This is a genomic window from candidate division KSB1 bacterium (assembly GCA_034506255.1).
GTDB lineage: Bacteria > Zhuqueibacterota > Zhuqueibacteria > Zhuqueibacterales > Zhuqueibacteraceae > Coneutiohabitans > Coneutiohabitans thermophilus.
In genome coordinates, this window is the sequence record JAPDPX010000006.1 from 419,988 (window position 1) to 439,623 (window position 19,636).

A 19,636-nucleotide genomic window follows, 5' to 3' on the forward strand; every position below is an offset into this window, starting at 1 on the left:
GGCGATTGGCTTTGCCTGCCGATGACAGCGGCGTCAGCGCGGCATCAAGTAAAGCGGGATGCCACGCAGCCGGGGACTGACGCCCTCCCAGTCGAGTTGGTGGAGAAAACGGCGCGTCAGGCGCTCATACCAGGGTTTGCGGGTCCGCCCGACCTCCACCAGGTGCGGCTTCTCGGTGAGCTGCGCCAAATGCCGCGCCGCTTCCACCGCGGCGGCGAAGCCGCCCAGTTCATCCACCAGACCGCAGCGCAGCGCCTGACGGCCGGTCATCACCCGGCCATCCGCAAATTCCCGCACTTTCTCCGGCGCCAGCTTGCGGCCGCGTACAACGGTTTCGACGAACTGTTCATGGCTGTCATTGATCAAATCCTGCAGCATCTGGCGCTCCTCCGCGGTGATGCCGCGAAAAATGGCCAGCGTGTCTTTGAATGCTCCCGACTTCACCACTTCCATCTCGACACCCACCTTGCCGAGAAGCTGGCTGAGGTTGCGCGCTTGAATGATGACTCCGATCGAGCCGGTAATGGTGCCGGCATTGGCGACCACGCGCTCGGCGGCCATCGCCACATAGATGCCACCGGAGGCCGCCACTTCACCGAGCGAGGCGATCACCGGCACTTTGGTCTCTTCGCGGAAACGCAACAGCGCTTCGTAAATCTCCTGGGTTGCGCCCACCGTGCCCCCGGGCGAGTTGATGCGCACCAGCAGGCCGCGCGGCCGCAGATGGCGCGCGTCCTCCAGCGCCGCATGCACACGCTGCGGCAGGGGCTCATCGCCCTCTTCACTCATCACACCCTCGAGATGAAGCACAGCCAGACGCGGCCGTTTATGCCGGCGCAATCGTATCTTCATGCTCTCGCTTTCTGCATGCCATCACCTTCAACCCCATGATGTCAGCAAACCGGCCGGGATTTCCGCAAACCGGTCGCCGGTGGCCGTCAAACTAAAGAAACCTGTTCAAAAAAACAAGTGCACGAATGGCAAGCAGGCAGAAAGCAAGCATGGTGGAAAGAGACCGCGGCAAATTTGAAAAAGCCGGTAAGCAATTGCACCGGCAGGTGGAGGGCAGCCTTCCGGCCGGTGATCGAAAAATTGCAAGCACACACAACTCTCGGGGATTCGGGCAAACGGTGCGCCCTGGCGAGGGTGGCTTCGTTCGCAGGCCGTGGTTGCCCCTCAGTGCAAGAGCGCGAAGAGCGGCTGCAGTCGCGGGCGAAGAAGAGTGGAGGAAGCAGGTTCAAAATCTGTTGTTGAAATTTAACGGGATGACAGTTATCTTGACAGTACAATTTATTAAAACCGGGGTTCTTATCAGGGTGCAGGGACGACCATGAGACGAAAAATTTCTGCCGGCTTGTTTTACGTGCTTGGTGCTGCGCTGCCGGCGATGTGGCCGGCGGCCGGTTGGACGCAGCCCGAGCAGGTGATTGTCAATCTCAAGACCGTCGATGCCGCCGTGATTCGCGATCCGGCGGACATCCGCTTCTTCGCCGATCAGTATTTTATCGATGAGAAAATCGACAGCCTGGAAGTGATCGACATTCGCGGCGACGGCTTCAATGAGACCGACGTCATGCAGATCTATCCCTCCAAGCGGCTGATCAACCTCAGCCAGTCCGACACCGCGCTGGCAGTCATGCAAAGCTGGAAGCGCGCCGGCGCCATCGACATTGTGGGTGAACGCAACAAAAAGAGCAAACAGATCGAAGCCCGCTCGAATTATCTCACCGTCTCCGCCATGTTTGCCAGCCTGGTGCGTCTGGTGCAAAGCACCTATCAGGGGCAGCGCCTGCGGCTGTACTTTGATTTCGACGATGTTGCCGGGACCGCGGCACTGAAAGTGTGGGGCTTTCGCGATCCCAAGGAGATGGAAAAGGAGCCGAAGGACTGGAAGCAGTTTGCGCATGATCTCGTGTTCTACACGCGCACCGACACCATTTACGTCGACAAACCGGTTTATGACGTCATTTACATCGAACAATCAGTGACCGACACGGTGTACGTGAACCGGGGGGGAGAATGAGAATGCACAGGAAGTTGTCTGCCGGCCGCCGTTTGCTGCCGCCATTTGTTACGGCAGCGGTCATGCTGGCGCTGCTGCCGGCGCTGGCCCTGTCGCAAAGCAGTGGCCGCAAGCTCAGCGCCATTCGCATTCCGCCGGGCGTGACGCCGCTGACCGCCGCACAGGCGGATTCACTCGCGCGCCAGTTGTTCGTGCCCTGGCCGCAGGCGCAGGAAGCCGAGCGGCTCGTTGCCACGGCGCAACTGGCGCTCAGCCGGGCCGACTCGGTTTGGGCGATCCTGCAGCGCGCCGCCGAGCATCCGCCGCAGGTGACGCTGGAGGATTCGCTGGCGGCAGTGCGCGCGACTTTCGAGGGCGGGCAAAAACTGCAGAAAAGCGTGCCGCTCATTCAGAAGTATCTGCAGACGCAGCAGGAGACAGTGCGACAGCAGGCCATCGCGTATTTGCAGGCGGCGGAAAAGGCGTTCGTGCAGGCGCTGCAACTCAATCCCTTTGCCACACAGGCGCGCACCTGGCTGGCGACGGTTTACCGCTTGCTGGGCGACCGTTTCAAGGATCGCGAGGATTATGGCCGTGCGATCAACATTTGGGAGACGCTCGTGCGCCTGGAGCCCGGCGTCTATTCGCATTACTTCAATCTGGCGCAAACTTACTTCGCCGTGCAAGCCTGGCAAAAATCCCTGGAGAATTTCGAGGCCTGTGAGCAGCGCTTGCTGGCCTCGGCAGCCGTGGCAGACAGCCGCATCGCGAATCCCGCCCAGCCGGTGGCCGCCGCCATTGATTCGAATGTCCTGTTCCTGTCAGTGCTTTATCAATCGCTGAGTGCGATCCGGCTGGTGAATGAAGAGAAAACCTACGCCTCATTGCGCCGCGCCCTGACCCTGGCCACCACGCCGGCGCAACAGCGCACGGTCACGGAATATCTCAAGTGGATGGATTGGGATGACGGCAACATCCCCGCCACCATGCAGCGCGACAGTGCCCTGGCGTATGCCGGCCGCGGCGATTTTCCGGCGGCCGCAAAAACCTTTGCCGGGCTGCTGCCCAGGCTGCGCACCAGCCGTGCACGCAATGAAATCGGCTGGCGCCTCGCGCTCATCGAGTTCACCAATCTCAACCAAAAGGAGGCCGCGGCCGAGCGGTTGCTCAACATTGTGACGAGCATCCCCACCGATGTCCAGGGCGCACCGCCGGATTCCCTCAGCCGGCTCTATTTCGACAACTACGGCACCATGTGCCTGAGCCTGGGCAATGAGAAGATCGCAGTCGATCGCCAGCTCGCCTACACCTACTATCTTCAGGCTGCCTCCTTCAATTGGTCGGGGCGTGGCAAGAGTTATTTTGCCCTGGCCACGCTGGCGGATGCCGACCCCCGCCTGGCGGTGGCAGACGCCGAGAGGGCCTACGCCCTGCGGCACCAGCTCGACGCCGAGGAAGTGATCAACCTGCACAAGTTGCTCATTCGCGGCTATCGCCGGCTGCAGCAGTTCGACAAGGCCAGACAGCATTTTGAAGAGCTGCAGCGCTTGCTTGCCGGCAACTCCGGTTCTCCCCCCGGCTTGTGAGTATGACCACTTTCCTTCAACCTACTTGGTGGTATGCTCGCCTCGTTGGCCGCCGTGGCAAATACCCGCAAAAGCACATGGTTTCCAGCCGCGGCAGCCAATGAACACCCGTACGTCAGGCACAAATGTGATCCGCGGTATCGCAATTTGTTGCTTTCTCCCCCGGCCGGATTGCCTGTCTGCCGGCAATCCGATTTGATTCCTGCGGCGTATTTTCCTTTGAAAATGAAAAATTGAAGCCCTCCCCGACAAAAGCACGGTCTTCGTGTATCTTCAAGTGGATATTCGTGAACGGCAGGCCGGTGGTCGTTTTTGCCGTCGCAGCATGCCCTGTGCAATCCTGCTTTTCCCGGTATTCATCCGCTGATTGTTGACGTTGTGTTACGTTGAACCGCCCTGCCGCGGTCAAAGCAATTTTCCCCAGGGCAGGCTGGTGGAGATGGACTCCCTCTCACAGGAGGCGCAGTGGGCTTACACCACCATGCGGGGTACGCACCGGGGCGATTTCATGGGCCTGGCGGCCAGCGGCAAAAAGATCGAAGTCAAGGGCGTCGATATCGTGCGTTTCGCCAACGGCAAGGCGGTCGAACATTGGGGCTGGAATGACGACTACACGATGATGATGCAGCTCGGCATGCTGCCGGCGCCGGGCCAGGAAGGGAAAAAGCAATGGTAAAGGAGGCTGTCGTGAGCACCAATGCAGACACTGTCCGTGACATTCATGCCGCATTTGGACGTGGCGACATTCCGGCCATTCTCGCCAAGCTGGATGACGACGTGGAGTGGGAATATGGCACCACGCCGCACGAAGTGCCGTGGCTGGCACCGCGCCGCGGCCGCAACGGCGCCGCGGAGTTTTTTCAAAGCCTCGGCGAGATTGAGTTTCACCATTTCGTCCCCGGGAGATTTTGGAGGGCGAGGGCGTGGTCGTTGCGCTGACCGATTTCTCCTTTACCGTGAAAAGGACCGGCAGGCAGGTGGTGGAGCGGGATGAGCCCCATGTCTGGCGTTTCAACGAGGCCGGCAGGGTGGTGAGCTTCCGCCATTGTGCCGATACCCACCAGCATGTGCCGGGGCTTCGGGAATGATTTTGCGTCATGCTTCTCCGGCCGGAGCAGGTGAGCCAGCCGGCCGGCGGAAGCGAAACTGTCCATTTCTTCAAACTACGGAGGAAGGCATGAAAACATTCTCACCGGCCGCCACGGCATTCCTCGCCGCGGCGCTGCTCTTGTCCTGCACCGGCCAACAAGTGGAGCAAAACACCTACTTCGCGACGACGGAAACCGGCGTGCTCACCGGCGGCGTCAAAATCATTCCGATCAACACGCCGGCGGGAACGTTCAAAGTTTGGACGAAACGGATCGGCCACAATCCTCGCCTCAAGCTGTTGCTGCTGCATGGCGGTCCGGGGGCCACGCACGAGTATTGGGAGTGCATGGAAAGCTTTCTGCCCAAAGAGGGAATTGAGTTCATCTATTATGACCAGCTTGGCTCGGCGTATTCGGATCAACCACAGGACACCAGCTTGTGGAATACCGCGCGCTTTGTCGATGAGCTGGAGCAGGTGCGGACGGCACTGGGGCTGAAGCAAGACAATTTTTACCTGCTCGGCCATTCCTGGGGCGGCATTCTGGCGATGGAATATGCGCTGAAACATCAGCAGCATTTGAAGGGGCTGATCATCTCCAACATGATGGCCAGCGCCCCGAAGTATGACGCCTACGCCGAGGAAGTTTTGGCGAAAAAAATGGATCCGGCGGTGCTCGCCGAGGTCAGGGGCATTGAAGCCAAAGGCGATTTTCAAAATCCCCGCTACATGGAATTATTGCTGCCCAATTTTTACAACCAATTCATCTGCCGCCTGCCGCTGGCAGAATGGCCCGATCCGATGATGCGGGCGTTCAACAAGATCAATCACACCATCTACGTGATGATGCAGGGTCCGAGCGAGTTCGGCATTTCCGGCAAGCTCGAGCAGTGGGACGTCAGCGCGGAGCTGCGCAAAATCACGGTGCCAACGCTGGTGATCGGTGCGCGGCATGACACCATGGATCCCGCCCACATGAAATGGATGGCGGAACAAGTGCAGAATGGCAGCTTTCTGCTGTGCGAAAACGGCAGCCACATGTGCATGTGGGACGACCAGCAAACTTACATGAACGGCCTGATCAAATTTCTCAAAGCGGTGGATCGCGGCGAGAAAAAAGTGGCTCTTTAACTCTATGACGGCACACGGATCAAGAATCGGCGCGAAAAAGCTTATGATCCACATGAAAACCTTCAAAACTGCATCTTCATCGGAAAGCCGGCGACGGCCGCGCGCGGCGCTCTCCACCCGCTGCCAGGGCATGCCGATCAGCAAATAGTTTTTGCCCTCCTGCGAATAGAAATCCGCCGCACTTGGGCAGGTTCGTTCCCGCTGTCGTCGTGCACAAAAGAAACAGAGATTCTCCCTCTCGTCTTCAACCTCAACACGGCTTCCGCCTCCGCAGGCAAAAAGCTATGAGCGGTTCGACTCGGCTCTCTGCCGCCGGTTCGGTGCGCCAGGGCATCGCGGTTGTCCGGCGGGAGGGTGAATTCCGCTGCACAGACCGGGCAGATATGATCCGCTGCCAAGCCAAACCGGGCGGGGCCTCGCGCGCGGCCCGGGAGAAAACAATTTTCCCCGAATTTTGCGTGCTGGTTTGCTTGTTCCCTGGAATGAATGGCGTGTTCAAAAAACACCGTCAGTTATTCCTTGCGAAATCAAGCGAGGCTTTTGTCGACTGTGGAGCAGCGCTGACCGGGAAATTCCCCCGTTTGCCGAAGGCGTCACGGTTTTCCTCCCACAAAAATGAAGCTCCCAGGAAAACAGCCCCAACCATTTCCGCGGGAGTTTTGCTTTCGTGGTCGGATTGTTGTTGTTTGATGTTGAGAGCGACTCATGTTTTTCCCACAACAGGCACTCCCACGAAATGTTTTTTTCGTGGGAGTTCTGTTTTCGTGGACGGATTTTGGGGGTTGATCTTGACATCGAGGGTTGAATCTCTCCTGTGCGCTGAACAGGGTGTCGCGATCAAACCGGCGTTTCTCGCGAAGGGGAGCAATCCGGGGGCAAAATCCAGGTTTTTCTTTCAGGCGATTGGTGCTGCAGGTGCAACCCACGGTGACGCCGCGAAAAATTCAAGTTGGGTTCCCACATCGGAGGCAAAGCGGCAGGGGGGAGGGCAGGCGAAGGCGGGGGCTTCTCCATGGCACGGCCGGACTTTGCTCCGCCCGGCTCAGGGCAGTGCCTGGCGTTTCTTGAAATACTTGCGGGCCTCGTCGGGTTTGTTTTTGTGGCGGTAGCCCTCCACCAGCAAATCGTAAAGTCTTCTCAACTCCCGGGTGTCGAAGCTTTGCTCCCACTCCAGCGCGCGCTCGGCGTTGGCGATGGAGATTTCGGGGTTGGGTTTGGAGAGGTCGGCCATTTCGAGGAAGATGCGGCCGCGGTCTTTGCATGCGATGCGCGCGGCGCGTTCGAGGTATTCATATCCCACGCGGCGGTTGACGCGCGCGGTGTCGGTGGCGAGGCGCAGACACATCCGGCCGTAGGTGTCGAAATTCCTGCGATAGGTGGTATCCAGCGGCGCACCGGCGGCATCGGTGGGAATGCTCTTCATCACCTCATCGAGGCGGGCGATGGCACTGGCCCGGCGGCCGAGGCGGACATATTCGATGGTGGCAAAATCCCAGGTCACATCGTGTCGTGCGCGAGGCGTGCGCAACAGTTTGTCGAGCAGCAGATTGTAAATTTTTCCGGCTTCGGCATATTTGCCCTGGTTGACCAGGGTGGTTGCGGAGTCGCGCAGTACCGAGGCGCGAATGTTGCCGTCATCCCAATTGATCCAGTGGATATCCTGAGCAATCGCGGCGAGCACGGCGGGATCGGTGGTGAGGGATTTGGCGCGCTCGAGATGATGCAGCGCCCGGGGCGCGTCTTCCAGCTTGATGGCACTTTGCGCCTGGTAGAAAACACTGGAAAGCAGGCGGAGGCTGTCGATTGCCGCCGCCGCACTCAAAGCAGGATTTTCCAGGCGGCGCGGGCTGACCGCTGCGGAGCGCAGGAGCAGATCTTCGGCGCTGGCATAGTTGTGCAGGGCGCGCTGCCAATCGTGCTTGGCAAAATAGGTTGCGCCCAGATTGTACCGGTGCAGATATTCGCCGGGCTCGAGACGGGCGAGCGACTCCCAGAGTTCGATGGCCTTGTCGAACGAGTTCTGACTGGGATAGCGTTCGCTCAAGAGTTTGTAGGCCAGGGCAAGATAGTGTTGCGCCTGGGGATTGAAGCCGTGGTATTGCAGAGCCTTGCTGAGGTTGCGCTGCGCTTCCATCAAATGATAGGTGGCCAGGATGGTGTTCTTGCGCAACTCGGGATCGGTGCCGGTTCGGCCGGCTGGCGACGGCGTGCCGTTTAGGGCGGCTGCGGCAGTTGTGAGTGTCTCGGCAACGGCGTCGCGGCGGGCATCAACCAGGGTCCAAAGCGAGTCACTTAGATGATAGTGGCGGATGCCTTCGCGGCGATGCCAGTCCGCCTTGCGCTCGCGCTCCCTTGCGACGAACAAGCGTGTGCCGATGCTGTCGGCGCGTGCGGCAATATGCGGGGAGACGCCCTGCGGCACCCTGGCTGTGCGTCCGCCAGCGGCGCAGCCGGACAACGCCGCCGCCGTCGCAAGCCAGAGCACCATCGGCCAAACGCGTGTGGTTGTAGTGCCCCGTCTCATTTTGATTTGTTATTCTCCCACCAGGAAAGAAAGATGTTGTAGAACTTCGAGGTTTCGCTGCGGGTCGGGTCGGTGGCCAGCATGCTGACTGAGGTGACATTGTTTTCCTCGCCGCGGCTGGCAATGCCCTTGCTGAGGGAGAAGCTTTTTTTGCGGAAACCGGTGTCGCGCAGCATGATGGCGGTGGAGCTGTCACCGACTTCCACCATCAGCAGGCCGATATCCTGGGAGGTCTCGTTGCACAGAAAAAACAGATCGTAGCTGCTGGTGGCGGTTGCGATGCGGACCTTGGCGGTGAGGTCGCCGTTGCGATAGCGCATGTAATGTTTGAGCGAGGGGGAGAGCTCGGATTGGTTTTTCTTCAGCCACTCCAGCAGCTCGCGAAAGAGCTTGTCGAAATCTATCTCCTGGCGTTTTTTCTCGTCGAAACTGCGCTCGTCGATCTTGTGGACGATATCGGCGTTGCGCTTGGTGCCGATCAGGGGGCCGGTGCGGCCGGTGGCGTAGCCGGTGCCGCCGGGTGTGCCGCCATAGCCGACGCGTGCGCTGGCGAGATTGGGATTATAGACGTTGCTGGGCGTGCCCAATACCGGCAGGCCATCCTTGACATTGGCAACCACCGGCGCATTCACCGGCGGCAGCGTGGTGGTGCCGACGCTGATTTCCGGCAGTAGCAGCGCTTGCGACACCGAGGCGATGCGGCTGAGGGCGGACAAATCCTGCGGCACGATCTGGGTCATTTTGGTCAAATCTTGCAGATTCGACAAATCGATTTCTTCGATATTGGCAGGCGCGGTGCGATTGGCCACTGCCTCCCTGGGCATTTCCGCCGGCGTTTTCCTGGCAGCGGCCGGGGCTTTGGGTTTGGGCGGCTCGAAGCGGGAGAAGTCGATTTCGCGGAATTTTTCCACGTCGAAGCGCGGCTCGGGCAAGCTCACCTGCAAGAGCAGCAGGTAGATCCCAAGCACGAAAAACGTCGTCAGGCCGTAGGTCCACAGCTTTTCCGGCTCGACGCGCCGCAGACGGCCGCGCAGGCTATACACCAGGCTCGACATAATTTATGTTTCGCTGAATTTGATTGCGTTCGCAAACGTCCAACACGTTGACGGTCAACTGCACGGGGGAGTTGGGGTCGGGCTGAATCAACACGATGATGTCCTGCTGCCGCTCCAGGTACTTTTGCCGCACCGTGAGGAGTTCCTGTTCGACGCGCTCCAGCTCGGCGTCACGGATCAGCTCGGTGGGACCCTCCAGCAGCGTATAAACCGGCCCGGGTAAAACCGCGAGCGTGACCGTGTTGATCGCGGTGGGTGTGCTCACCGCCGAGACGCTGCGCGGCAGCCGCACCTGGGTCTTTTGCTCGATGTCGCTGATCGCGATGAAGCCGAACAACACCGTGAGCGCGATGTCGATGTAGCGAATGATCATGCCGCCTTTGCCCATGGTCGTTCCTCAGCTTTTCACTTTCGATCCGATGCGGACGTCGAAGGTTTTCAACACCTCCAGGCGGTCACACACTTCGGCGGCTTTCATCAAAAACCGGATGGGGGTGTCATGGTTGGCGCGCAGCCGCACGCGCATTTTGTAGCGCGCTTTTTCCAGGTTGACCCTGGTCTGCTGGAGATACTGTTCGAGCACGGCCAGATCGGCGGTGCGATATTTTTCGTTGTCGAACAGATAGGAGCCGTCCGGCAGAATGCCGACAAAAATCACCATTTCGGGATCGGGATTGCCGGGCGGCAATTCCACCGTTTTGGCCAGTTCGATATGGCTGGTTTCACTCAATTCGGCACTGCAGATGAACCCGAACAGCAGGATCATCACAATGTCGATGTAGCGCACGATCATGCCGCTGCCGCTCATGGGCGAGGCTCACTCCTTTCCCAATGACTCAAAAGAAGCCTCCAGGCGGCGTGCATTTTTACTTTTCACCCAGGCCCGCACGATGTTGGCGCCGGGCATCTCGCCCAGACGGAAGTTCACGCGCGCAATGCCCTCCTGATCGGTGTGCACTTCCACGCGCGCTTTGTTCTGGTCGAGGCTGCCGTTGTTGTGCACGACTTCGAACATCACAGCCTGCTCGGGGACGGGGTTGCCGTGGGCATCCAGGAGCTGCAGACTGAGCGGCTCAGGCAGTTGCGTGCCCGCCGGTTGGATCAACAAGTTGCCCGAGAGGATCTGCAGGCGCTCGGGTGGACCGGGCTGGGTTTCGATCTCGAACTCTTCCATCAAATTGGCTTCCCCGTTGACGCGCGCCAGCACCTTGTGCCTGCCCACCAGTGTGCCCAACTTGACCGCAGTTTTGGCACGACCAAGAAAGTCGGTGCTCACTTCCTTGACGTTGGTGCCGTTGTCAAAAGTGACCGGACTGCCGTTGCTTTCGAAGGTGACGACGAGATTTTCTATGGGCCGGCCGTGTTGATCTTCCACCGCCACTTCCAGCGGTTTGGACAAATTGGCGCCGGCCTCCGCAGCCTGGCGCCTGGCCGACAGCAGCCGCAGGGTGGTTGGAATGCGGCGACTCGCTGCGGGTGCCGCGATGGGAGTCACCGGTGACACTTCACTGATCACCGCTCCGGCGGGGACGGCCTGTGCGGGGGGCGTCAGCGAGACCGTCTGACCGCGACCAAAGCGGTTGCGGAACAAGTCCGCCCGCTCGACGATACCTTCCAGATGGCGGTAAAAAATCGAGTGTACCCATGAAATCGCAAAGTTCAAAAAGATGCTGACCACCAAACCGCCGATGGTGGTCACCAGCGCCACGCCCATGCCGGTGATGATTTGGGAGGATTCCAGTTTGCCGGGCATAAAGGTCTCATACATGCCCAACACCGTGCCGAGCAGGCCGAGGGCACCGGCGGTGTCGGAAAGCAGAGTGGCAAAGCCGCGGCCGATCTCATATTTTTCCTTCATACCGTTGATATGGCCGTCGATTTCGAGCTGAAGCATCGGGGCACCGGAGTCCCGCTGCCAAAGATCGCACAAGCGGGTGAGCAGCCGGCTCAATTCCGAACGTGGATGTTGCGCCACTGTCTCCCAAATTTCCCGCACCTGTGCGGCATGTCTGGTCTCATCAGTGACTTCCCGGAGCTGCCGGTCAACTGCGGCTTGAATCGGTTTGGCATGGCGTTTATCGAAATAGACGCGCACGAGCTGATAAATGATGACGCTCACGCCCAGAATGAACACCAGGAAGATGGGATACATGAGCCCGCCACCCTGCTTCGTCAACTCGGAGAAATTGCGGGCAACGCCACTACGCGGCGCTTCAGTTTGCAGTCCCGCAGATGCCGGGTTGCCCGGCGGCGTGACCGTTTGCGAGGGATGGACAGCGGACGACGCTGCCGGGGGCGTGGCAGAGACCTGCAGCGCAAACCCCGATCCGGCAGTCAGCAGCATGCTACAAACCAGCAGGCACTGGCAAAGGTTCGTGATGCTGACGCGAAACATAATGACAACCTCCTCACAAAGAATAGCTCCAGATCGCGGCGATGATTTACGAGTTTGGGTGCGACCGGTGTGAAAATGGTCAGGGTGAAAAGCCTGCTTCCACACGGGGGGACCGCCCAAGCCGGGCGGCACCCTGCGCCCACCGGCCGCTGCCGGTTACACCAGGCTTCAATGCACGAGAATCGTCGCGCGATAGCGGGCATCGCTCGCCGCCTCGTGGCCGTCCCTGCTCACCCGGATGACGATCGGCATGGTTTTGTGATCGATGGTCAGTCTTTTCTTGGGTGAGTGATAGACATTGTTGTCGGCGGATTTCCAAACGAGATAGTAGTAGTAATTGCCGTGCGGGGCCAGGCGGCCGGCGTGTTCCCCCCGCTGCACTTTCCAATTCCAGGCGAGTTTCCTGAGAATTTGATTGTTGGTCGGCGAACGACCGACTATGTTGCTGTCTGCAAAAACGATGTTGCCCTGCGCATCTTCGATGACAAAGCTGCCGGATACCGGTCCCCACCGTCTGGTCTCTTCCATATTCAGGCTGAAAAAGAAGGTGTCGGCGGCCGCGCTCAGCGTGCGGTGAAAGACTTTTTCCGGAATCCTGGCGGCGCCCAGCAAATTCTGGTGCTCCTGGCTGCGTGTTGAATCGACGATCACCTGCAGCCGGTCATTGACCGCGCCGTGCAATTCCAGATAGCGTAAAACCAGGTAGGCGCGCTGGCCATCCGCGGGGATGACGATACTGCTGCGAAAATTGGGTTCCTGCATGCGGCGCGCGAGTTGTCGAAAGGAAGCCAGGTAGGCTTTGGTGTGATTCTTTTCCATTTCCTTGACTATGCCGGTGCTGTCCTCGGGAATGCGGAAGCGGCCGGAGCTGGTATTTTCGCTGCGCAGCCGTTCCAACAGGCGCGCGGCGCCCATGTGGGGGCCGGCGGGCGGTGCCCCGTTCTGGTGTGCCGAGAAAATCCGCTCCGGCAGTTCCGGCTCCAGGCTGTCGGCGGAGAAGAACAACTCTTTGGGCAGCTCCGCCAGTTCCTTGGGGGAGACATTCGCTTCCACTTTGCGGTGGATGTGTTTGTCAAGAATGAACAGCGTATCGAGCCGGGATTGCACTTGAAACGCGTTCGACAGGCTGAAGGCGGGCGCCATCGGCATGTCGGTTTCCAGCCAGCGCGCGGCGTACAATGAACCGTGCCTGCGGAAATTGAACAACAGACTGATTTCCGGTGTGCCGCTGCTCGCCTGACTGAGCTGGGTGACGGGATAGGCATAGCGTGCATTCAAACTCACGCCACCGCCCACATGCCACTGGCCTTCGAAGGTGATGGCTTCGGTGCCGTAGGCGAGTTTGACGAAGCCGCGCTCCTCCAGGAAGGCTTCGAGAAAAAGCTGCGAGATGAAATCATCGCCTTCCTGTGCCATCGCCAGACCGCCGCGGAAAGTGCTCATGCCCACCGTGGCGCCGGCGGAATAAAAACGCTTCAACCGCTCGTTGCCGTTTCTGAAGAATGAAATGTCGGGGCGATTGAGGTTGTTGACGGCAAATGCCAGGGTCAAATGACGACCGGGCATGACCAGGGCGCCCGCACCCAGATTGAAAAAGGTCCAATTGGAAGAATGCTGCAACGCCGGGTCCCCCGGCGTCAGCCCCTCAACGCCGGAAACATCGAGCGCCTGATTCAACACCCCGAGGCTGAAACCCAGGCTCAGCCAGTCACTGAATTTCCTGCTGACCACGCCGTTCAGGGTGAGATTGTTTTGCAGAGACCGGATATTCAAGTATTCACCGGTCACCCCGAAGGCTAAATCACCCATGACGCCCAGGCGCCTGTCGGTGGTGGTGAGACTGAACATGTTGTTGCGTGCGGCAAAGAGATTGTCCACCACCCCGGCATGCAGGAAACTCGTGCCGACGAAAAACATCGGATCCTGCCACGGCAACACAGCCGGGTTCATGAGATTCACGCGGGCATCGCCCAGGTCCGCAGGATTGGGTGTGGTGACCCGTTGCTGGGCAAATACTGCGGACCCTCCGGCACACAGCAGGACACTCAAACCAGCAAGCAGGCGGTTCAGACCAATGTGACCTTTCATTAGCGTACCAAGCTGATATAACCACTGCCCAACTTCCTGCCGCCGTCTTCGATCAGCCACAGGTAAATGCCGGCGGGAAGTGACTTGCCATTGCTTTCCCGATCACGGCCATCCCAGTAATATTCGCCACTATCCTTCAACTGGAAGGTTGCCACCACGGCCCCGCGAATGTTGAAAAGGTGCAAGACCGGCTCTGTCACTTCAAAATCCTTGTAATCGAACCTGACGCGGTCGTTGTAGCTGTCATCATTGGGGGTAAAGATCGCCGGGGTCACGCGCACTGCCACGTTGGGATTGGGCCGGCCCTCACCGCTGAGGTCAACGTCTGCTTGCACGCTGCGCTCACGGTTTCCGGCTTCGTGTGCTTGGATCACCAGTTCGTCGCCCTTGGGCCCTGCGATGCGCGGGTGGAATCTCACGCGCACGGTTTTGACTTCATTGGGCTGCATGATGAAGGCTTCCACCGGTTCCAAGATTTCGAAATGCTCGCTGGCAACGGCGGGACGGGCCACCTCCAGAGGCACTTCGCCGCAATTGACCAGTTCCATGGTGCGAATACTGTCACGGCGAACCCGAACCCGGCCAAAATCGAGCGCTTCATCCGACGGGCACAGGCTGATCCTCGGCAGTTGCTCCCTGAAGCCGCGGCCGGTGACCGGAACACGCACTTCCCTCTGATTGCGGGCATTGCTGTAAAGCACCAGCTCTGCCGGATAATCACGCACTTCCGTGGGCATGAACTCCAACGTAATTTCCCGGGCATCCACCGCTGGAATCGTGATCGGAACACCGGTCTGCCGCATGCGGTAAGGCGCTGGCAGTTTGAGGTCGTTGATCACAAGCGTCTTGTTACCCCGGTTGCTGATCGTCAGTGAGCGCGAAGCAGTCGTGTTGAGCGCGACACTTCCGAAATCCAGCCTGGCCGGCAGGAGGGAAATTCGCACCGCGGTGCCGCTGCCGAGCAATGCTCCCGAGAGAATTTCACCCGTGCGGCTGTGCAAACGCAAACGGCCCTCGAACCTGCCGGTATCCGGCGGTGTGAAGCAGACTTCAATTTGCCGGCGCTCACCGGGGTTGAGAACAAACTCGTCGTTTTCGACCACGAAAGTTGCCGGCGGCGAAGCCAGCGTCGTGACCGAATCAATAACCAGGCTCACCGTACCCTGGTTGCTCACCTCGATCGACTCACAGCGGGAGACGCCGACCTCCACTTCGCCAAAATCGTTGGGATTCGGCGCGAAATTGACAACCAACGAAATGCCGTTGCCCTGCAATTTGACCAGCTTGGGGTGGCGCGGCAGATCGTTGTGAGCGATGTACAAAACGCCATCCTGCAAGCCGGTGGTATCGGGACTGAACTCGAGTTTGAGGAGGTGGCTGTCGCCCGCGGCAATGACAAAGGGCACCGTGGGACTCGAATCGAGTGCGAAGCCCGCGCCGGAAACCGCAAGAGAATCCACCCGCAGCGCGCAGGTGCCGGGGTTGCGAATCACATAGGTGATGCCAGACGTCTCGCCGATTTTTGTGTCAGCGAAGACCACCAGGCTGTCGCCCGCGATCAATTGACCGGCCCAACCGCTGCCCGAGACTGCGATTAGCGTGACAGGGGGGCTGATCCCCGCTTCCGGGCGCCACGGAATGCGCAGCGTATCGTACACCACTTCCACGGTGCGCGGAGTGAAGGCGATTTCGACGGTATTCGAGCCGCCGGCAGGCACGCGGAAATCGTTGTCGGGTTCCACCCGGAATTCCGGCCGGCCTGGCACAAAGGACAAGAAATCGGCGGCAATTTCACGGCTGCCGTGATTGGTGATCGTGACGGTCAATCTGGCACTCTCACCCAGACAGATTTTTTCAAATTGCACCGCCGGCGGAGCTGTAACCGGCGAGACGCCCCGGCCTTTCATCGGCACCACAACGGTGTCTTCCTCCGCATCCGGATCGCTGCTCACAATCCATAACTGCGCAGAAAAAGCACCCGTATCACCCGGTGCGAAGGTGACCGGCAGGGCGCGGCTCTCATTGGGTTGCAGCGTGAAGGTGTCCAGCGGCGCAGCAAAGGCGCTGTCTCCGGAAAGCGTGAGGCGATTGATCGGCAGCGCCACCCCGCCTTCATTCGTCACCGTCACGAGCAAGGTGGAATCATTCGTGAGAAAAACCTCACCAAAATCCAGCGCCAGCGGTTCAACTTTGACATCGGGAACCGGCGGCCGCGGCACGCCCCTCCCGCGCAGCGCGAGGGGCAGCGGGTTGGGCTGGGCGTTGCTGTAAACCAGCAAAGTCGCGACGTATTCCCGGATATTTGTGGGTGAGAAGATAACGGGAATTGCCGCGCTGTCACCCTGCAGCAGAGCAAGCGGCAGGCTGGCCGGCCCGACCGCAAAGAAACTGGAGTCGGTGCCGGTTATCCTCAACCGGTCGATTTTAACCGTGCACGCGTCCGCGTTCCAAACCCGTGCGTCTTTTTGTTTCGAATCGCCCACCGCGACGGAATCAAAGTTCACCTCTTGTTCCCCGGCGATGAGCGGAGAGACGGCCTGGCCAGGAATGACGATGCTGCTGTCAGCATTGACCGCGTTGGATGTGACCAGGACTATCACTTTGAAAGGCCCGGCTGCTCCCGGCATGAAATTCACCGACAGGCAAAACGAATCATGCGGTGCTATCTCGAAGCGCAACGCGGCGGCCACCGGCAACTCGGGTCGGAGCGGCCGCGTCACGCCGCCCTCGACCGCAAAGATCTCAGTGCTCTCGACCAGCAACGGGCAGTCGCTGGGATTTTTGATGCAGACGTGCGTAGTGCCGGTTGTGCCCACACACACTTCGCCATAATCCGGCGGGTTGGCAGAAAGCGCGATTGCAGGCCCATCCACCCGGCCGAGCAACACAACAGTGGAGTCGCTTCTTCTGTCATTACTGCGCACGGTGAGCAGGCCACGATACTCACCCACGCTGGGTCCCGCAAAATGGATGGCCAGACGATATTCTCCGCCGCCCGGGATCTCAACTGGAAAGTGAGGTGACACGACCAGCGCAAAAACCGGGTTGTCGATGACAACGCCATCGAGGCGCAACACCGCCGCACCCTGATTGCGAATCACGAGATCGGCTGTGGCGGTATCTGTCAGGCAGGTGGTGAGCACGAGCGAATCGGCTGGGACGAGGGCCATGTCCGGCTCGGGCGGCACACCCGTGCCGCGCAATTCGATCACCAGCGTATCGGGCTGGGCATTGCTGATGATCAACAGTTGCGCCGTGTGCAAACCCAACCGGTCAGGGGTGAAGGTGACGGCCAGCCCCAGAGTGTCATCAGCAGACAGCGTCCGGGGCACGGTCGCACCGAGCAGCGCGAAGCTGGCGGCCTGTGCTCCGCGCAGCAGGAATTCGCTGATTTGCAACTCACACGTCCCAGCATTCCAAACCTGCGCGGCAAGCGTATCGGTTTGTGCCAGTGTCACCTTGCCGAAAGCGAGCGTGTCGGTTCCTGCAATTTGGGGCGACAACACTGTGCCTGGAATCGTGATTTCCACCGGCCCGCCGGCATTCGACCAAACCGTCACTTTCGCTTCAAACCGGCCCACAATGTTTTGCCGCGTACGGACGATGAGCTTGAAGGTATCGCCTGGTGCCAGAGAGAAGGCGGTGGCCGTTGCTCCCGTGGGCAGCTCGGGCGCCTGTCCCGAGTTCGGCACTTTGGAAAACGACACGGCATAGGAATTGACGTGCAGGGTGCAGGTGGCGCTGGGGTTGATGATCAAAACATTGGCAAAGACCGTATCACCCGGGCAGATTTCACCGAAAGTCGAGGGATGAGCCTCCAGCAGGATTTGCGGCGCGACGCTTTCGGCCGTGACCGGCAGACTGACCTGCTCACCGTCAGCGGTGGCAACAGTCAGGTTCGCAGTGAAAGTACCGGTTTGCGCTAGCAACAGTGCCACCGCGACGGTATCTTTGCCACCGGGCGGCAGAGTGAACGGCAGCAGCGCGGTCACCCGCAAAGCGGAATCATCGCTGGTGATCGCGGAGAGGACCACGGGATCGCTGCTGATGTTTTCGATGGTAAACGTTGCAGTCGCTTCGGTGTTGAGACAAACCTGCCCGAAATCGAGCGACGATGGCTGGAGACGAATGGTGTTCCCCTGAGCAACGGCATAAAGCATGCGGTCGCCACTGACGTAGATCGTGCCCTCTGCGCCGAATGCCGGGGAGGTGCCACGGCTGCCGCGGACTTCCGGCCGCGACCAGCGCAGGGTGCCGTCCGCGGCAAAGCAAACCAAACCCGCGGTGCTGTGCAGGGCGTAGAGGTGGCCGGCGGCATCGATCACGACGGGGGAGATGAAATCACCGCCCGGCAGTTCTCTGCGCCAGCGTTCTGCGCCGGTGGCGGTGTCAAGAGCGAGCAACCAGCCACCCCGCACGCTGGTGAGATAAAGCGTGCCGTCGCTGCCCAATGCCGGCAGCGCGGGAATGCCGAAACTCGCATCCGGCTCGCGCAGCCAGCGCAAAGCGCCGGTGGCACTCACGCTCAGGATGCGGCCGTGATCACGCGTCGTCAGATAGATATTCCCGGCTTCATCCACGACCAGGCCTTGCAGCGTGTCGCCCGGGGTGTAGTTGCGCTTGAAGCGAAACGAGCCATAACGCAGGATTGTCATCACGGTGTCGGCGGCAACCACCACCGGCAGATCGCTGAGGTTGATGGCTGGCGCATTTTCCGGCAGGGCGCGCAAGTTGGTGCGCCAGTTGACGATGGTGTCCGGCGAGGCGAGATAACCGCGCGGATCGAGTGAGTAGAGCCAGCAAAAATCGGTGACGACATAGATGCTGTCATTGCTGCCAACATTGGCGGCAAACACCGACCCGCCTTCCAGCTCTTTTTTCCAGCGCAGAGTGCCGTCGGGATTGATGGCATAGAAAAATTCGCCCGGCTTGTTCTTGGTGCAGATGGTGTCGGTCGAACTGATCAGCAGGGTGCCGTCCCGCATGAGCGCAGGAGGCGCCATGAAGAATTCCTTTTTTGGAGGGGGAATATGACCTGTGAAGGTCCATTTCAACCCGCCCGCCGGTGTGAGAGCGTAGAGCTTGTTGTCGACACGGCCCGCAACGTAAATCGTGCCGTCTTCCCCCACTACCGGATCACTCAACTCTCCCGCGCCGACCGGAGTTGCGAAACGAATCACGGGCGCAGACGGCCCCTTGATCGCAGCCCGGCCACGCAATTGACTGTCATGGCGGGCAATCGGCCAGGAGCTGCTGGCCAAACCGGATTGCGCCGCCGCTTGATTGAACCATGCCAGGGCGAACAGGCTGGCAACAAATCTCTTTGTTGTTAGCCAATGATTATGAGGGCGGCGTGCGGTCGGAGTTGGATTACACCTGTTTTTCCGGCTGGTAAGCGAGGATCTCGAAATGTCGTCCATAGGAAATTCCTCTCCCCATTCTTTTAATAATGGCGTGCACGTCTGAGAACTCGGGTTTCCAAAATGCCGCGCAGGCTGCAACGCTCGATATGGTGGCAGTAATTATGTGAAAATGAACTCCCTATGCTGGAAAATTCGCGAATGAGAATTTCCGCAGCGACTCTCAGTCAAATGCAAAAGTGCGAAACCCCTCTGTCAAGGATCAAAGCCGCTCCCCGCAATGCCGATGCCGCCCAAGCAAGCCAGCTTTAGTGAGGGTGTGGGGCAGTTGTGTAAATGGGAACTCGTGCAGTGCAGCCATCACCGATGACCGCCCTCTTGAACCGTAAGAAGACGGGCAATTGTAAC

15 protein-coding genes are annotated in these 19,636 nt (G+C 59.6%); 6 read left to right on the forward strand and 9 right to left on the reverse strand.

Going from position 1 to position 19,636, the window contains the following annotated elements; all coding sequences use genetic code 11:
• Window positions 1-33 precede the first annotated feature (33 nt).
• Window positions 34-852, reverse strand: a complete 819-nt coding sequence (gene sppA / locus ONB52_14735) for a signal peptide peptidase SppA (GenBank protein MDZ7417392.1) — start codon at window positions 850-852, stop codon at window positions 34-36.
• Between the two features lie 478 nt (window positions 853-1,330).
• Between sppA and ONB52_14740 the strand changes: the two genes are divergently transcribed.
• Window positions 1,331-2,023 (forward strand): hypothetical protein, encoded by a 693-nt coding sequence (locus tag ONB52_14740; protein MDZ7417393.1) that lies wholly within the window; start codon window positions 1,331-1,333, stop codon window positions 2,021-2,023.
• 2 nt (window positions 2,024-2,025) lie between these two features.
• Window positions 2,026-3,588, forward strand: coding sequence for a hypothetical protein (locus ONB52_14745; GenBank protein ID MDZ7417394.1), 1,563 nt, complete (start codon window positions 2,026-2,028; stop codon window positions 3,586-3,588).
• Window positions 3,589-3,703: 115 nt separating this feature from the next.
• On the opposite strand, the gene ONB52_14750 is transcribed toward ONB52_14745, so the two are convergent.
• Window positions 3,704-3,997 (reverse strand): hypothetical protein, encoded by a 294-nt coding sequence (locus ONB52_14750; GenBank protein ID MDZ7417395.1) that lies wholly within the window; start codon window positions 3,995-3,997, stop codon window positions 3,704-3,706.
• On the opposite strand from ONB52_14750, the gene ONB52_14755 reads away from it, so the two are divergent.
• The 4 genes from ONB52_14755 to ONB52_14770 all read left to right on the forward strand — a co-directional run bounded on the left by ONB52_14755 (window position 3,965) and on the right by ONB52_14770 (window position 5,806).
• Window positions 3,965-4,264, forward strand: coding sequence for an ester cyclase (locus ONB52_14755; protein ID MDZ7417396.1), 300 nt, complete (start codon window positions 3,965-3,967; stop codon window positions 4,262-4,264). The two genes, ONB52_14750 and ONB52_14755, sit on opposite strands and share 33 nt — an antisense overlap.
• 11 nt (window positions 4,265-4,275) lie before the next feature.
• Window positions 4,276-4,527: a nuclear transport factor 2 family protein gene (locus ONB52_14760; protein ID MDZ7417397.1), complete on the forward strand. Its 252-nt coding sequence runs from the start codon at window positions 4,276-4,278 to the stop codon at window positions 4,525-4,527.
• Entirely contained in the window at window positions 4,512-4,676 is a 165-nt protein-coding gene (locus ONB52_14765; protein MDZ7417398.1) for a hypothetical protein, read from the forward strand. The genes ONB52_14760 and ONB52_14765 overlap by 16 nt, the downstream gene beginning before the upstream one ends.
• Window positions 4,677-4,765: 89 nt before the next feature.
• On the forward strand, window positions 4,766-5,806 hold the full coding sequence (locus ONB52_14770) for a proline iminopeptidase-family hydrolase (protein ID MDZ7417399.1): 1,041 nt from the start codon (window positions 4,766-4,768) through the stop codon (window positions 5,804-5,806).
• Between the two features lie 1,042 nt (window positions 5,807-6,848).
• Here ONB52_14770 and ONB52_14775 read toward each other — a convergent pair.
• The 7 genes from ONB52_14775 to ONB52_14805 form a co-directional block, all read right to left on the reverse strand.
• Window positions 6,849-8,330 (reverse strand): hypothetical protein, encoded by a 1,482-nt coding sequence (locus ONB52_14775; GenBank protein MDZ7417400.1) that lies wholly within the window; start codon window positions 8,328-8,330, stop codon window positions 6,849-6,851.
• Complete coding sequence (locus tag ONB52_14780) at window positions 8,327-9,385, reverse strand: hypothetical protein (protein ID MDZ7417401.1); 1,059 nt, start codon at window positions 9,383-9,385, stop codon at window positions 8,327-8,329. Before ONB52_14780 ends, ONB52_14775 begins: the two co-directional genes overlap by 4 nt.
• Window positions 9,366-9,773 carry a biopolymer transporter ExbD gene (locus ONB52_14785; GenBank protein ID MDZ7417402.1) on the reverse strand — a complete coding sequence of 136 codons (408 nt, stop codon included), beginning with the start codon at window positions 9,771-9,773 and terminating at the stop codon, window positions 9,366-9,368. Before ONB52_14785 ends, ONB52_14780 begins: the two co-directional genes overlap by 20 nt.
• 9 nt (window positions 9,774-9,782) lie before the next feature.
• Entirely contained in the window at window positions 9,783-10,193 is a 411-nt protein-coding gene (locus ONB52_14790; GenBank protein ID MDZ7417403.1) for a biopolymer transporter ExbD, read from the reverse strand.
• 9 nt (window positions 10,194-10,202) lie between these two features.
• Window positions 10,203-11,537, reverse strand: a complete 1,335-nt coding sequence (locus ONB52_14795) for a MotA/TolQ/ExbB proton channel family protein (GenBank protein ID MDZ7417404.1) — start codon at window positions 11,535-11,537, stop codon at window positions 10,203-10,205.
• 411 nt (window positions 11,538-11,948) lie between these two features.
• Window positions 11,949-13,868, reverse strand: a complete 1,920-nt coding sequence (locus ONB52_14800) for a type IX secretion system membrane protein PorP/SprF (protein ID MDZ7417405.1) — start codon at window positions 13,866-13,868, stop codon at window positions 11,949-11,951.
• Window positions 13,868-19,048, reverse strand: coding sequence for a choice-of-anchor D domain-containing protein (locus ONB52_14805; GenBank protein ID MDZ7417406.1), 5,181 nt, complete (start codon window positions 19,046-19,048; stop codon window positions 13,868-13,870). The genes ONB52_14800 and ONB52_14805 overlap by 1 nt, the downstream gene beginning before the upstream one ends.
• Between the last annotated feature and the right edge of the window lie 588 nt (window positions 19,049-19,636).

Bases quoted from the DNA above. Each gene is read 5' to 3' on its own strand.
- sppA (MDZ7417392.1), bottom strand. From the start codon at position 852: ATGAAGATACGATTGCGCCGGCATAAACGGCCGCGTCTGGCTGTGCTT.
- ONB52_14740 (MDZ7417393.1), top strand. From the start codon at position 1,331: ATGAGACGAAAAATTTCTGCCGGCTTGTTTTACGTGCTTGGTGCTGCG.
- ONB52_14745 (MDZ7417394.1), top strand. From the start codon at position 2,026: ATGCACAGGAAGTTGTCTGCCGGCCGCCGTTTGCTGCCGCCATTTGTT.
- ONB52_14770 (MDZ7417399.1), top strand. From the start codon at position 4,766: ATGAAAACATTCTCACCGGCCGCCACGGCATTCCTCGCCGCGGCGCTG.
- ONB52_14775 (MDZ7417400.1), bottom strand. From the start codon at position 8,330: ATGAGACGGGGCACTACAACCACACGCGTTTGGCCGATGGTGCTCTGG.
- ONB52_14780 (MDZ7417401.1), bottom strand. From the start codon at position 9,385: ATGTCGAGCCTGGTGTATAGCCTGCGCGGCCGTCTGCGGCGCGTCGAG.
- ONB52_14785 (MDZ7417402.1), bottom strand. From the start codon at position 9,773: ATGGGCAAAGGCGGCATGATCATTCGCTACATCGACATCGCGCTCACG.
- ONB52_14790 (MDZ7417403.1), bottom strand. From the start codon at position 10,193: ATGAGCGGCAGCGGCATGATCGTGCGCTACATCGACATTGTGATGATC.
- ONB52_14795 (MDZ7417404.1), bottom strand. From the start codon at position 11,537: ATGTATCCCATCTTCCTGGTGTTCATTCTGGGCGTGAGCGTCATCATT.
- ONB52_14800 (MDZ7417405.1), bottom strand. From the start codon at position 13,868: ATGAAAGGTCACATTGGTCTGAACCGCCTGCTTGCTGGTTTGAGTGTC.